The sequence below is a fragment of the Bdellovibrionota bacterium genome, assembly GCA_040386775.1.
Classification (GTDB): Bacteria; Bdellovibrionota; Bdellovibrionia; order Bdellovibrionales; family JAEYZS01; genus JAEYZS01.
The window spans coordinates 150,130-162,335 of record JAZKEU010000009.1 but is presented as its reverse complement, the minus strand read 5'-3'; the positions used below and the strand labels follow the sequence as shown (position 1 = coordinate 162,335).

General features: G+C 38.9%; 15 protein-coding genes. 10 read left to right on the top strand and 5 right to left on the bottom strand.

Annotated features, from left to right (window positions below; translation table 11 throughout):
* The 7 genes from V4596_05155 (at position 1) to V4596_05125 (ending at position 6,404) form a co-directional block, all read left to right on the top strand.
* Entirely contained in the window at positions 1-726 is a 726-nt protein-coding gene (locus V4596_05155) for an isoprenyl transferase (protein MES2768516.1), read from the top strand.
* A gap of 31 nt (positions 727-757) precedes the next feature.
* Positions 758-1,552: a phosphatidate cytidylyltransferase gene (locus V4596_05150; GenBank protein ID MES2768515.1), complete on the top strand. Its 795-nt coding sequence runs from the start codon at positions 758-760 to the stop codon at positions 1,550-1,552.
* A gap of 70 nt (positions 1,553-1,622) precedes the next feature.
* Positions 1,623-3,284 carry an RIP metalloprotease RseP gene (gene rseP, locus V4596_05145; GenBank protein MES2768514.1) on the top strand — a complete coding sequence of 554 codons (1,662 nt, stop codon included), beginning with the start codon at positions 1,623-1,625 and terminating at the stop codon, positions 3,282-3,284.
* Positions 3,284-3,973: a tRNA (adenosine(37)-N6)-threonylcarbamoyltransferase complex dimerization subunit type 1 TsaB gene (gene tsaB, locus V4596_05140; protein MES2768513.1), complete on the top strand. Its 690-nt coding sequence runs from the start codon at positions 3,284-3,286 to the stop codon at positions 3,971-3,973. The genes rseP and tsaB overlap by 1 nt, the downstream gene beginning before the upstream one ends.
* A gap of 179 nt (positions 3,974-4,152) precedes the next feature.
* On the top strand, positions 4,153-4,731 hold the full coding sequence (locus tag V4596_05135; GenBank protein ID MES2768512.1) for a helix-turn-helix domain-containing protein: 579 nt from the start codon (positions 4,153-4,155) through the stop codon (positions 4,729-4,731).
* Positions 4,718-5,728, top strand: a complete 1,011-nt coding sequence (locus V4596_05130) for an RluA family pseudouridine synthase (protein MES2768511.1) — start codon at positions 4,718-4,720, stop codon at positions 5,726-5,728. Before V4596_05135 ends, V4596_05130 begins: the two co-directional genes overlap by 14 nt.
* A complete protein-coding gene (locus V4596_05125) occupies positions 5,712-6,404 on the top strand; it encodes a polyphenol oxidase family protein (GenBank protein MES2768510.1) in 693 nt (230 codons plus the stop codon). The genes V4596_05130 and V4596_05125 overlap by 17 nt, the downstream gene beginning before the upstream one ends.
* A gap of 392 nt (positions 6,405-6,796) precedes the next feature.
* Here the strand turns inward: V4596_05125 and V4596_05120 are convergent, their stop codons facing one another.
* The 3 genes from V4596_05120 to V4596_05110 form a co-directional block, all read right to left on the bottom strand.
* On the bottom strand, positions 6,797-7,144 hold the full coding sequence (locus V4596_05120; GenBank protein ID MES2768509.1) for a hypothetical protein: 348 nt from the start codon (positions 7,142-7,144) through the stop codon (positions 6,797-6,799).
* A gap of 200 nt (positions 7,145-7,344) precedes the next feature.
* On the bottom strand, positions 7,345-8,199 hold the full coding sequence (locus V4596_05115; GenBank protein ID MES2768508.1) for a hypothetical protein: 855 nt from the start codon (positions 8,197-8,199) through the stop codon (positions 7,345-7,347).
* A 114-nt stretch (positions 8,200-8,313) separates the two neighbouring features.
* Positions 8,314-8,646: a hypothetical protein gene (locus V4596_05110; GenBank protein ID MES2768507.1), complete on the bottom strand. Its 333-nt coding sequence runs from the start codon at positions 8,644-8,646 to the stop codon at positions 8,314-8,316.
* A 147-nt stretch (positions 8,647-8,793) separates the two neighbouring features.
* Here V4596_05110 and V4596_05105 point away from each other — a divergent pair, with 147 nt between their 5' ends.
* Positions 8,794-9,657: a LysR family transcriptional regulator gene (locus tag V4596_05105; protein ID MES2768506.1), complete on the top strand. Its 864-nt coding sequence runs from the start codon at positions 8,794-8,796 to the stop codon at positions 9,655-9,657.
* Positions 9,658-9,738: 81 nt separating this feature from the next.
* A complete protein-coding gene (locus V4596_05100) occupies positions 9,739-10,185 on the top strand; it encodes a hypothetical protein (protein ID MES2768505.1) in 447 nt (148 codons plus the stop codon).
* Between the two features lie 345 nt (positions 10,186-10,530).
* Here V4596_05100 and V4596_05095 read toward each other — a convergent pair whose 3' ends face one another.
* A complete protein-coding gene (locus V4596_05095) occupies positions 10,531-11,073 on the bottom strand; it encodes a peptidylprolyl isomerase (GenBank protein MES2768504.1) in 543 nt (180 codons plus the stop codon).
* 146 nt (positions 11,074-11,219) lie between these two features.
* Here V4596_05095 and V4596_05090 point away from each other — a divergent pair, with 146 nt between their 5' ends.
* Positions 11,220-11,579 carry a hypothetical protein gene (locus V4596_05090; protein ID MES2768503.1) on the top strand — a complete coding sequence of 120 codons (360 nt, stop codon included), beginning with the start codon at positions 11,220-11,222 and terminating at the stop codon, positions 11,577-11,579.
* Here V4596_05090 and V4596_05085 read toward each other — a convergent pair.
* Entirely contained in the window at positions 11,571-12,170 is a 600-nt protein-coding gene (locus V4596_05085; GenBank protein MES2768502.1) for a nitroreductase family protein, read from the bottom strand. The two genes, V4596_05090 and V4596_05085, sit on opposite strands and share 9 nt — an antisense overlap.
* Positions 12,171-12,206 lie beyond the last annotated feature (36 nt).

Below are 12,206 nucleotides of genomic sequence, written 5' to 3'. Positions count from 1 at the left end.
TTGAAAACTCTCAACCATATAGCCATCATTATGGACGGCAATGGCAGATGGGCGCAGAACAAAGGGCGCCATCGTGCTTTTGGTCATATTCAAGGCGTAAGAGTCGCGAAGAAGATCATCACTGCTGTGAGAGAAGTCGGCGTTCCTCATTTGACTCTTTATGCATTCAGCACTGAAAATTGGAATAGACCGAGACAAGAAGTTGAACTTCTCATGAAACTTCTTTTTAAATATCTCGTGCGCGAAAGAGCACTCCTTGTAAAACAAAATATTAGATTTAGAGTGCTTGGACAAATTGAACGCCTTCCACAAGAAATCGTAAAAGAAATCATTAAAACTGTGGATGCGACAGCCGGCTGCACGGGAATGACTCTCAATATGGCGATCAGTTATGGTGGACGAGAAGATATTGTTCAAGCTTTCAAAAAAGCTCATGAACTTATTCTTTTAGGAAAACTACAACCCAATAATGTGACGGAAGAAACTATTTCTGGCTTGCTAGAAACCGCAGAGCTTCCAGATCCTGATCTTCTCATTCGTACAAGTGGCGAACAAAGACTTTCAAACTTCCTTTTGTGGCAATCTGCCTACACGGAATTGATGTTTACGGATTCTCTATGGCCGGATTTTACAAAAAACGATTTACTTCGTGCCATTGAAGATTACAATAAACGTGAAAGAAGATTTGGAAGAACCTCAGAACAAATGACTTCCAATAATATTTGAACGTTTTATTTGAACCTTTAGAGAGTGGTTAATGGGTCAGACTTTAAAAAGAACAATCACTGCTATTATACTATTGGCCATTGCTATGGGCTGCGCTTTTTTAGGTGCTCAGTATTTTATTTATCTGGTTCATGCACTTGTTCTCTTTATGCAATATGAGACCGCGAAGCTGCTTTTTAAAACTCTGGCTCCAAAGCTAGTTTATCCTTTTATTGTTCAAACATTTGTTTCTACATTAGTGTTCAACTATCTGCCCGCACACTTCTTACCCTTTTTGTTTTTGATCACGGCTCTTTCAATGGCTCTTATCTTGGTTCTTTATTCTGATAAGGAAAACGCAGAACATCTAAAAATTATTTCTTTATATTCTCTGGGCTTTGCTTATGTCGGACTTTTGCCTGCACTAACCACCAAATTATTGATGCTTTATAATGGTGCTTATTGGTTTATCGTTTGTTTGGGTGTCGTATTTGCAGGCGATGTCGCAGCGTATTTTGTTGGTAGGAAATTCGGAAAAAATAAATTAATACCTGCAATTTCTCCTAATAAAACTCTCGAAGGCGCTCTTGGGGGTCTTGCGGCATCAATTATTTTAGGCGCAGGACTTGGTTCATATTTCTTCCCAGAAGCGAATCTAGCTACATTAGGTGTGAGTTGCGCCGTTGCAGGCATTTTAGCCCAGTCCGGCGACTTCTTTGAATCGCTTATTAAACGCGTAGCCGGAGCAAAAGACTCTGGCTCTCTACTCCCTGGCCATGGCGGATTTTTAGATCGTTTTGATGGCATCTTGTTTGCCCTTCCTGTGTTTTATTATATTGCGATTTAGCTCTCAAAATTATAAAATTAAATTCTAGTTTACTTTAGATTATTAATTCAAATCTTGAAGAAGGTATTTCATGGAAGTTCTCATCGGTTATGTACAGCAAGGATTTTCTTTCATCGTTCCCTTGATCATCCTTTTAGGTCTTTTGATTTTTGTTCACGAACTAGGACATTTCCTAGTGGCAAAATATTATGGTGTTCGCGTAGAGACATTCAGCCTTGGTTTTGGTAAAAAATTATTCAAATACAAAAAGGGTGATACGGAATATTGCATTTCTCTTTTCCCACTGGGTGGATACGTAAAGATGTTTGGAGATGATCCAACGGCCGAGGTTCCAGAAAGTGAAAAGCAATTTGCATTCAATCATAAGCCCGTTGGTCAAAGAATCGCAGTGGTCCTTGCTGGTCCATTGATGAACTTCTTCTTTGCCATCGTTCTTTTCACGCTGATCTCTCTTGTCGGCGAAGAAACTATTCAACCAACTCTTGGTGATGTTCCAACGAACTCTCAGGCTTATACTGATGGTTTTAGATCTGGCGATAAGGTTTTAAAGGTGAACGACGCTCCTGTTGCAACCTGGGAGCAAGTCCAAACAACAGTGGAAGACAACGCAGATAAAAATTTAAATTTTGAAGTTCAAAGGTTTAATTCGGAAGAAATTTCCAAATTTTCTTCGCGCGCAAAACTGGCTCCAAATAAAAATATTCTTTCTAGCGAAGATTTTGTTGGTGAGATTGAGGGACTTGGCTTTGCTTCATCTGCAACCACTATAGGTATTATCAGCGAAGATAGTGCTGCTTACAAAGCTGGCTTGAGACTTGGTGATCAAATTACTCATGTAGATGGAAAAGAAGTTTTAAGATTTAAGGAATTGGTTTCTGCAATTCAAGCTTCTACAAATACAAATATTTCTTTAAAAATTCAACCAGTTGAAGAAAAGAAGGAGCCTTACTCAATCGAAATCAGCAAGACTGGCTCGAGCCCTCTGGAGCTTTTAAAGTCGTTTGGTATTGAGAGTTCAGACTTATATGTTTCAAAAGTAATGGAAGATAGCGCAGCTGCCAAAGCAGGAATGAAAGAAGGCGACCGCATTGTTTCTGTGAATGGCAACACTGTTTCTTCGTGGCAAGAGATTGTAAATAACATTCAATCTTACAAGCCTGAAGATAAACCCTTAGCAATCGTAGTGACAAGAGGTGGAAAGAATGAATCTCTTGTGGTAACTCCGGAATTGATCGATCAGACAACGCCGACAGGTAAAGAGAAAAAAGTTTATGCTCTTGGCGTGATCACAGCGATGGCTATTGCTCCTCCATTCACATTTGTGGAGAGAACTTCAAACCCGGTGAAAGCAATCAAAAATGGATTTGTAAAATCTGTGTATTGGACAAAGGCAACAATTATGTCTTTCGTAAGACTCATTCAGAACAAAGTTTCTGCAAAGTCTATCGGTGGACCCATCATGATTGGACAGCTGGCTTCAAAGACTTTTGAAATAGGCATTAGCCCTTTCATGAAAATCATGGCGATCATTTCGATTAATTTGTTTGTATTGAATCTACTTCCGATTCCGATTCTTGATGGTGGACACTTGGTGTTCTACACCATTGAAGCTATCAAGGGTGCGCCACTTTCCATGAGAAAAATGGAAATCGCGCAACAAGTTGGATTGGTTCTATTGTTAGCGTTGATGGTGTTTGCTTTTGTAAATGACGTCACTCGTCTTTTGCAGTAATGCTACTTCTCGGTCTTGAATCCAGCCACTCCGAAGGATCTCTCTCGTTGCAGAGAGATTCTCAAATTCTCGAAACTTTCAGTTGGAAGCAAGAAAAGTCCCACGCAGAACTTCTCGCAGGATTTCTAGTCAAAGCTCTAAAAAATCATAATCTCAAGCAATCAGATATCGATGCCTACGCGGTGAATGTTGGGCCTGGCAGCTTTACGGGAATTCGAATCTCTATCAATACGATAAAGACCCTAGGGTTTTTTACTCATAAACCGATCTACACTTTTAATTCTTTAGAAACCATTGCTCAGGGCGCCTCCCTCGATGATCAAAAGCTTCTTGTCGCAATCAATGCACACAGTGAGCTTTGTTATGTGGGTAAGTTTGTGAGTGCTGGGAATAACTGGATGCCGGCGGGTGAAATCGAAGTGGCTTCTGCTCTCAAGCTCAATGACCTATTAAAACAACCGAACACTCTATTTGTGGGTGATGCCTTTGAATATTACAAAGATAAAATTGATTCCTCTCTAGAAATCAAAAGACCTAAGACTTTTAACGATATTCCCTCTGCCGTTCACCTCAATCAGCTTGCTCTACTCAGCAAAGATTCCAAAAAACCGATCAGCTGGGAAGCCCTAGAGCCTCTTTACGTACGACTTTCTTCCCCAGAAGAAAAACTAAAACCAAAAGGCGCTTAGTCGCTTTTGGTTCTGGACTAGACTATGGTCTTGGCTGGACTTTGGTTCAAAGAGTAAAGTAGTTGTTTTCATTCGTTTTTATAGTGTTAGAATATATCAAGCCCAAGGATTAGGGGCTATAGGTCATGTATAGCAGGCAAAAAAGATTCAGATAAACATGGAATAGTGGGGAAGTAGCTATGAATCAAAGACTCGATTTACAATATTATGAAATTTTAGGTGTTACTCCGTCGGCATCGCTTGAAGAAATTGAACAAGCCTACAAGAAGGCTTGTCAGATCTATTCACCTGAAAATCCGGAGTTCGCAAATTCATTCGGATCCGAAGAAGCCGTAGAATTAAGAGGATGGGTCGAAGAGGCTTACAACATTCTGGTTAAAAAAATGAAAAGCCAAACTCAATTTATCCATTCACTGAAAACTGATGCTCCTAAAGAAAAATTTCAGTTTGAAACAGATGATAGTTTTGATATCGGAGCAGAACTTGAGAACGAACTTCTCAACACTAACTTCTTTGATGGCTTATTGATCAAGAAAATCAGGCTTAAGAAAAATGTTTCCTTAAACTACATCGCCAACAAAACCTGCATTGGGGTTCATCATTTGATCGCGATTGAGGCCAATGACTTTGACGCACTCCCTGCGGCTGTATTCGTACGTAGCTATGTGAAGCAAATTGCACAAATCTTAGAATTAAACACAAAAGAAGTGTGTGAATCATATATGAAGCTATATACTGAATCCCGTGGAGAATTCTAATTCGTTCGAAATCATCATTGGTGAAGATAAAATCAATCAAAGAATAGATAAGGTTTTATCTTCTCACCCACTCATTGGCTCAAGATCCAAGGCTGCACAACTTATCGATAAAGATAAAGTGAAATTGATTGATTCTGCAGGCAGAGAAAAAAATGTTAAATCCTCATACCAAACTCAAAGCGGAGATAAATTTTTAATCTCTCTTCCGCAAGAACGAGTTGAGACAGGCTTAATTCCTTTTGAATTAAATCTGGAAATTCTTTTTGAAGATAAAGATTTGTTGGTTCTGAATAAACCTGCAAATCTTGTTGTTCATCCAGCTCACGGACATGCGCAAGACACACTGGTGAACGCGCTCATCCACCATACAAAAGATTTATCTATGGGCTTTGGCGAGAACAGGCCCGGCATTGTACATAGGCTAGATAAAGAAACGAGTGGATTACTCGTCGTCGCAAAAAACAATCAAACTCATGAAGCCTTAGCAAAACAATTCAAAGACAGAAGCATTCACAGAATCTATTGGGCTTTAGTATTTGGCGAAGTAAAAGACAAAGAAGGGAAAATCACGACTTACCTTGCGAGACATCCTAATGACAGAAAAAGATACGCTTCTGTGAAACACCAAAATCCAGATAACTCTCTAGGAAAAATTGCCATCACTAACTTTAAAAAAATTGAATACTCTCCTCGTGGCTTCACTTTGCTAGAAGTAAAGTTAGAAACCGGAAGAACTCATCAAATCCGTGTTCACATTTCAGAGAAACAACATCCGATCGTTGGCGATATTTCTTATGGCTCAAAGAACAGACAAAGAAATGTAAAATCTCATGCCGTGAAGAGTTTTATCGATAGCATGACCAGGATTGCTCTCCACGCAAAAGAATTGGGATTCGTACATCCCACTACCCAAGAAAAAATGTATTTCACTTCACCTGTTCCGAGCGACTTAGTGCCGCTCTACGAAGAGGCAGGAATCAATGCTCATAAGTCTTAAGACATTTGATAAGAATGGTAAGGTTTACGGACAATACTACGAAAATGATCAAGTTTTCTTATTCTTTGGAAATAAACATTTCGAAAAGGAACACTTTTCTTTTTTCCCAAGCATTCAATTCCAATTCTTAAAGCAAGTCCATGGAAATAAAGTTGTTCATTTTGATAGGTATACCGATGAACTGCACCAAGCCGACGGTCACTATACTGCTACAAAGAACTTGGGCTTGGTGATCCAAACCGCAGACTGCTTACCTATCTTAGCCTATGACCAGCACAATAAATGGATTATGGGACTTCATGCCGGATGGCGAGGGGTTGAGAATAAAATTACAAAGATCGGCCTTGAGCAATTTACCAAAGAGTCTCGTTCACCTTTAATTTCAGTTTATGTTGGGCCACATATTCAATATAAAAGCTTTGAAGTTGATGAAGATGTCGCGATGAAGTTAATAAAATGCACCGAGATCGATCATGGCCAATACATTCACGATGAAGATACTCATAAATATTTTTTCAATTTAAAAAAAATTGTTCATGCGCAGATGCTTGAACTGCCAATTCAAATTCAAGAACTTTATTTTTCGAATATCGATACAATGACAAACGAAGAGTATTCTTCGTTTAGAAGACAGAAGGCCTCTTGTCGTAATTATAGTTTTATTTATTTAAAGTAATAATATTATAAAAACTATCCAAAGGACAGATTTAATAATCCCTAAAATATGCCGAAGAATAACCAACAGTTGTTTTTGTCGTTTATTCATCCGGACCTCCTTTGTTTGTGGAACAAATGAGGTTCATCCAAGGAGGGAACTTGCTAAGCAGGTTTCCTTCTTGCATTTTAAGAGCCTAGGTATAAATCAATGGATTGTTTATGAGAATGAACTGTGTCCGAATAACGAATCAAAATCCGAAAATAAGCAATCCAACAAACTCTTTGTGAAAATAAAAATGATTTCTAAATTCCGAATTATAGAGGAAGCATAGCAACACCACGAAGGTGTTGCTATGCTTAGGAAAAAATAATGTCTTCTTCATAATTTTATCCTAGATCCATAAAAAATTCTTAGTTATTAAAATCAACTCCAACCAAATTTACAGACTGATCATCTGACTTGATCACTATATTTTTTCCGGAATTCGCTTGCTTAGACGATAACTTTATTTTTACTGAATCAGACACTTGTCTCTTGTCAAAGCATCCTTTTTTCGTAAACTCTGTTACTTCGATATATACCTGAATTTCGTCTGCAGTCTCTGTAATTTCCCCATTCATCCCAGTAAAATTGCATGTGGCTAGAGCTTCGAGTTTTAAAGTCAAAGCGCTTGTGCTTTCGGGAAGAGCCAGGTTATTCGCCATTGCAGACAAAGGTAATAATAAAGAAAAGAGAGAGGATAAGATTAAAGTTTTCACATTAGTCTCCTTATAAAAAGTAATCTTTGTTAAAAAACTAGATACTTGGTGATTACAGCTCCCAAGAATCCTATTAAACTTGAGCGAACATAAACTAGTATTTAGTTTTTTCCAAATTTTCATGAAACATATTGGGACAAAAATTGCCCCATAAGAGCTATTTTTACAAAATCAAAATGTCGTTTATTTATATAAAACAACTATAGACATAGATAACAAAGGCTCTTAATAAAATTATCGTATGCCTCGCCAGGCTCAGCATTAAATTTATTATCCCTTAGGACTGAAACGAGGGCGTGAAATGATGGCGGAAGAGAAAGGTCTGCTTTGTCTGAAGAAAATTTTTCTAAGTTTTCAAAATTATTTAATGCTTTTTTCAGAGTTTGATAATGTTTTTCTGAATTATACCAAATGGGTTGAGCCATATCGTCAAGTATCACGCCCATGAGGTAAGCCAAAACCCGCATGATGTTTGGTCTAGAGTGCTCCTGTAAAAGAGCTTTTTCCATTTTGTCATGAATGAGGGCGTAAAAGCTTTGGTTGCGCTCTAACCCAAATCGATTTGCCCCCAAGAGATGATCCGCTAAATCATGTGTACCTTGGAAGGCCAGCTGATTGGTGGCCATGAGTTGAGCCTGAATTAAAGGCGTACCATTGGTCATCTCAAGTTCATTAGTCAGTAGATAGTTGGTTGTATTTTTTGCTTCTGCAAGAAAAGAACTTAAGGCCCATTTTTTGACGATAACCAAATTGATGCCAAGTTTTCTATAATGTTGAGCAATAAGATTTGGAAAAATAATTAAACGACTGAGTTTGTGATTTTCGTCAAGTGAGAGAGGATGAAGAATATATTTAAGATCAATATGGTCAGGTTTAAATTCATCAATCTCAGAAGACCATAAACAAAGACCAATCTCATCTTTAAAACTAATTAGTTTGGATTTCCATAAATTAGAAGCTCCCCCAATTTTTACATTGAGGGGAGCGCTCAACCGGTCCCAATCTTTTTTACCAAGATCAAATTGTATTCCAAGACAGGCTATTAAAGAAGCCAAGAGCGGATCTGACTCAAAAGTGAAGATCTCAGGCTTTCTTTCAAGCTTAGAAATCACCCTTTGATAAGCGGACTCTGACAAATCAAAATCTTCCGATTCTTGGATAACCATTTTTTATTCTTCTCCTAAGATCTCATTTTTGAAATGTTCTAAACAATAAGCGACTTTTTCTTCTTCACCTAAACTGACTTTTTTCAAAACTCCTTCACTGCTCATGTATTGCTTAATTACAGCTAAACATTTCTCGCCGTCCGTAAGTACAGCACAATGTGCGTTGTATGGTCCTGCTTTATCCGTCTGCGGAAATGGCCCAATGGCACAGTTACCAGCCATTGGCTGAATGTCGTGAGCTCGCGGTACCGGCAAATTCTCGGCAAACACCGAAGCGGCACCTAATGTTGTTAGCATAGTGACCCCCACATTCAAAATCGTTTGGCTTTTCTTCATATATCCCCCTTATTGTTATAGTCGATGATCACTCACCGACTTAAACCATTGTTATTTGAATGCGCATTATGAGTAAATTGCAAATAATGCATAACTTTATTGCGATTTTCACAAAATCTAGTACTTTGAGATTTATTAGGGGGCCTCATGCAAAAAAATCGTTTTCCACTTTCCTCTTCCGACTGTGAGCTTCTTTTGGAGCTAGAAGAGGCATTAACTATTGAGGCGACGGCACAGGCTTTCCGCAAAGATGCCTCAGGTGTATCCCGGCAGTTGGCTCGCATCAGCGAGAAATATCCAGCCATAGAAAAAAGAAATGGACGATGGGTACTCACAGAAATTGGCCGAAGACTCAATAGTCAAACACGAGACTCCATCCGCGTTCAAACTCAGCTTGCAGAACTTCAATCTGTTTTAAGAATTGGAACGAACCGTGAGTTTGCAGCCAGAGTCATGGCGCCACAGTTCACGACACTTGTTGAACTCTTTCCAAATACAAAACTCTCTCTTTACACTTTTGAAAACGGAACTGAGGAAGCACTTTTGAATGGCAAGATTGATATTGGAATTGATTGCGACAGACCCTCTGATCCGCAATTAGCTTACAAGCAACTCATTTCAGAACCAATTGTTGCCGTCGCTTCAAAATCGTTTCTTAAAAAATATAAAACTATGATTGAAAACCACGGGCTCTACCAAACCCCTCACTTGGCCTGTGAGCGTCTTTATCCTGACAAGATTTTTTCAGAGTCAGAGAATGAAAATAAACTTAATATTGCAGCGTACTTTAATGACATATCTACTGCTCGCGCCGCCTGCTTAAGTGGTTTCGGTTGGTGCTTGCTACCTCGTTATGTCGTCAAAGACGAAGTGGAGACTAAGCAACTCTACATCATTCGCGAAAAACCAGGAGGCCAGAGTAAATATGGCATTTGGTGGTCACGAAGCCGATTCACGAATAAAGATATTATTTCTAGAATGTCCGATTGGTTGAAAAAACAAATCTTATGATCGCGGGAGCGAGCGGAGGACATTCGTTATGATACTGCAATTTCAAAAAATAAAAAATAATTGAAAGTGGTAAGGGTATACATGCAAACTCCGGATTTCTCCGCATTGAAAGAAATTTCTTCTCGCTTAAAGAAGGCGGGCATTAAGCATGCTTTGGGAGGCAGCGGATTGATGGCTTGCTTAGGGTTGGTAAAAGATGTGCGCGATTGGGACCTTACGACAGACGCAGAATGGGAAACTGTTGAGCCTTTGCTTAAAGGTCTCAATTATGAAGTAAAGCCTCCAACAGAATTATTTCCTTCAAAATATTTATGCGTAATCAAAATAGAAAATACATCGATTGATCTCATCGGCGGCTTTGCGATCCGCACAAGCTCAGGAGTTTTCAACGTCCCAACACTAGTCATAAAAGAATGGGAAGAAGTTCCAGTTGGCAGCCCCGCAGTTTGGGCCAAGGCATACCATCTGATGGGAAGAGTTGAAAAATCAAATCTACTTTTAGAATATTTAAAGCAAAATTTAAAATAATCCAATTACTGCCATCGCAGAGCTTCGCCGCGGGCGAAATGTAACGTCATAAAAAACGCCGATCAATGACCAGCTCTTTTTCAAACAAGTTTTGATCATTGAACAAGTGGCTTTAATCAATACTGTTCTTATATACTTCAGTTAATTTGCAATTAATATGCTAGAAAGTGGAAGTTGTCAGATGTTGTTTAGCCCACAATTAGCTCAGTATCCATGGGGAATGTCTTGGAATTAGGACCGAGTCATTAAAGTTCAGAAAAAATGATCGATTTGATTTCCAAAGACCAAAGACACATAGCAACACCGCCGCGGTGTTGCTATGTGTATAAGAAAAAGTATACGCATTTACTTTCTCTTCATGCTCTCTATAACAATTGCTTCTTGAGGGACATCATCGTATCCATCCACGGAATGAACCGGAGAATTTTCGATGACCTCAATCACTTCGTAACCGCTGATCACTTTTCCAAAGACTGTGTATCCTGCTTTTGTTGAAGAGTAATCCAGTCCCGTGTTGTCTTTAGTGTTTACGTAGAATTGTGAAGTGGCGCTATTAATGTCTGCTGTTCTTGCCATTCCTAATGTGCCCTTAAGATTACTTAAACCATTCTTGGCTTCGCTTGGGATAGGAGCTAATGTTTCTTTCTCCTGCATGTCCGAGGTTAATCCTCCCGCTTGCACGACGAAATTTTTGACTGCTCTGTGGAAGATTGTGCCGTTATAAAAACCTGAGTCTACATACTTTAAAAAATTCTCTGATGAAACTGGAGCTTTCTCATCATTCAATTCGATTTCGAAATTTCCCTTATTTGTCTCTACCAAAACGATGGTTCCCCCAACTGAAAATTGTGCAAAAAACGTTACCGTAAGAACTAAAATATATTTCATAAATCCCCCTTAATGGACTCATTAGAGCGTATATTGATTTACACCACAAGGAACTCTGTAAAGAAATTTGACGTACCTATCCAATTTACAACTCTCGCTATGGAGTCTTTAATTTTTGATATAATAATTTTTAGATGGTGGTGTTTATGAAATATATTTTAATCATTATGATTTCTTTCGGTTCCTTAGCTCAGAGCAAGGAATGTACACTTCCTCTCAAAAGTGAAGTGGGTTCCTTTAACATATTCAAAGCCTCTTCTAATCTAAAGCTCGAGGTTCCAAATGGAAAATGCAAGTTGGTAAATCAAGATTTTTTTCGAGAAAATAATTTCAACTGCGAGCGCGCCCAGGAGACCCTAATTTTAAACAAAAATCTTTCTACAAAATACAACTGCCATCAAACCGCCTCAGGACATTACCGCGGCGTTAGAGATGATGGCGTGCCCTTTTCTTCGTTCTACACGATTTGTTACGTCTGTAAGACCGAAGCGGAAGAATTACCCTAAGTAAGTTACTCTTCCCTCAACCTGTCTTGGGGCCTTCGGTGGTTCATGATCGGGATAACCCAAAACAAGTCCACACAAAAGTTCCAATTCCGCTCCCGCAGGAACAGCAATGTCTTTAATTCCTAAAAATTTATCCACATCATCTTTAATCTCAAGTGGTGCTCCCATGGGACAAGTTCCAAGTCCCTCACTCACCGCCGCTAAAATCATGTTTTCCACAGCCATATAGACACTACCAATACTTGTGTAGTGACGCTCTTCTGGATCATTCAATGAGTAACAAAAGATGTGTACGGGCGCATCTCCAAGAGTATAGAAGAATCTTTCTGTGAATTCATATAGAGAAGGCTTAAGTGTCTTTTGAAGAATATCTTTTATACCTAACCAGCTTTTTTGCGAATATTTCAGGTATTCGTCTTTTTTCTTCCCTTGAACCACAAAGAATCTCCAGTTCTGCTTGTTCTTTCCAGATGGGGCATGCATTCCGGCGTTGAGGATTCTCTCTAGTACATCTTGAGGTACGGGATCTTTTTTGTACTTTCGAATGGATTTTCTAGATTCAATCAGCTTGTAAAGGTCTTGTGGTTTCATATGTCATACAATAAACTTAAGGTACTAAGTGAGACA

What these genes read in the sequence shown, in the direction of transcription:
- V4596_05090 (MES2768503.1), top strand. Translation starts at nt 11,220, where the DNA reads ATGAAATATATTTTAATCATTATGATTTCTTTCGGTTCCTTAGCTCAG.
- V4596_05095 (MES2768504.1), bottom strand. Translation starts at nt 11,073, where the DNA reads ATGAAATATATTTTAGTTCTTACGGTAACGTTTTTTGCACAATTTTCA.
- V4596_05110 (MES2768507.1), bottom strand. Translation starts at nt 8,646, where the DNA reads ATGAAGAAAAGCCAAACGATTTTGAATGTGGGGGTCACTATGCTAACA.
- V4596_05085 (MES2768502.1), bottom strand. Translation starts at nt 12,170, where the DNA reads ATGAAACCACAAGACCTTTACAAGCTGATTGAATCTAGAAAATCCATT.
- V4596_05105 (MES2768506.1), top strand. Translation starts at nt 8,794, where the DNA reads ATGCAAAAAAATCGTTTTCCACTTTCCTCTTCCGACTGTGAGCTTCTT.
- V4596_05125 (MES2768510.1), top strand. Translation starts at nt 5,712, where the DNA reads ATGCTCATAAGTCTTAAGACATTTGATAAGAATGGTAAGGTTTACGGA.
- V4596_05150 (MES2768515.1), top strand. Translation starts at nt 758, where the DNA reads ATGGGTCAGACTTTAAAAAGAACAATCACTGCTATTATACTATTGGCC.
- rseP (MES2768514.1), top strand. Translation starts at nt 1,623, where the DNA reads ATGGAAGTTCTCATCGGTTATGTACAGCAAGGATTTTCTTTCATCGTT.
- V4596_05135 (MES2768512.1), top strand. Translation starts at nt 4,153, where the DNA reads ATGAATCAAAGACTCGATTTACAATATTATGAAATTTTAGGTGTTACT.
- tsaB (MES2768513.1), top strand. Translation starts at nt 3,284, where the DNA reads ATGCTACTTCTCGGTCTTGAATCCAGCCACTCCGAAGGATCTCTCTCG.
- V4596_05100 (MES2768505.1), top strand. Translation starts at nt 9,739, where the DNA reads ATGCAAACTCCGGATTTCTCCGCATTGAAAGAAATTTCTTCTCGCTTA.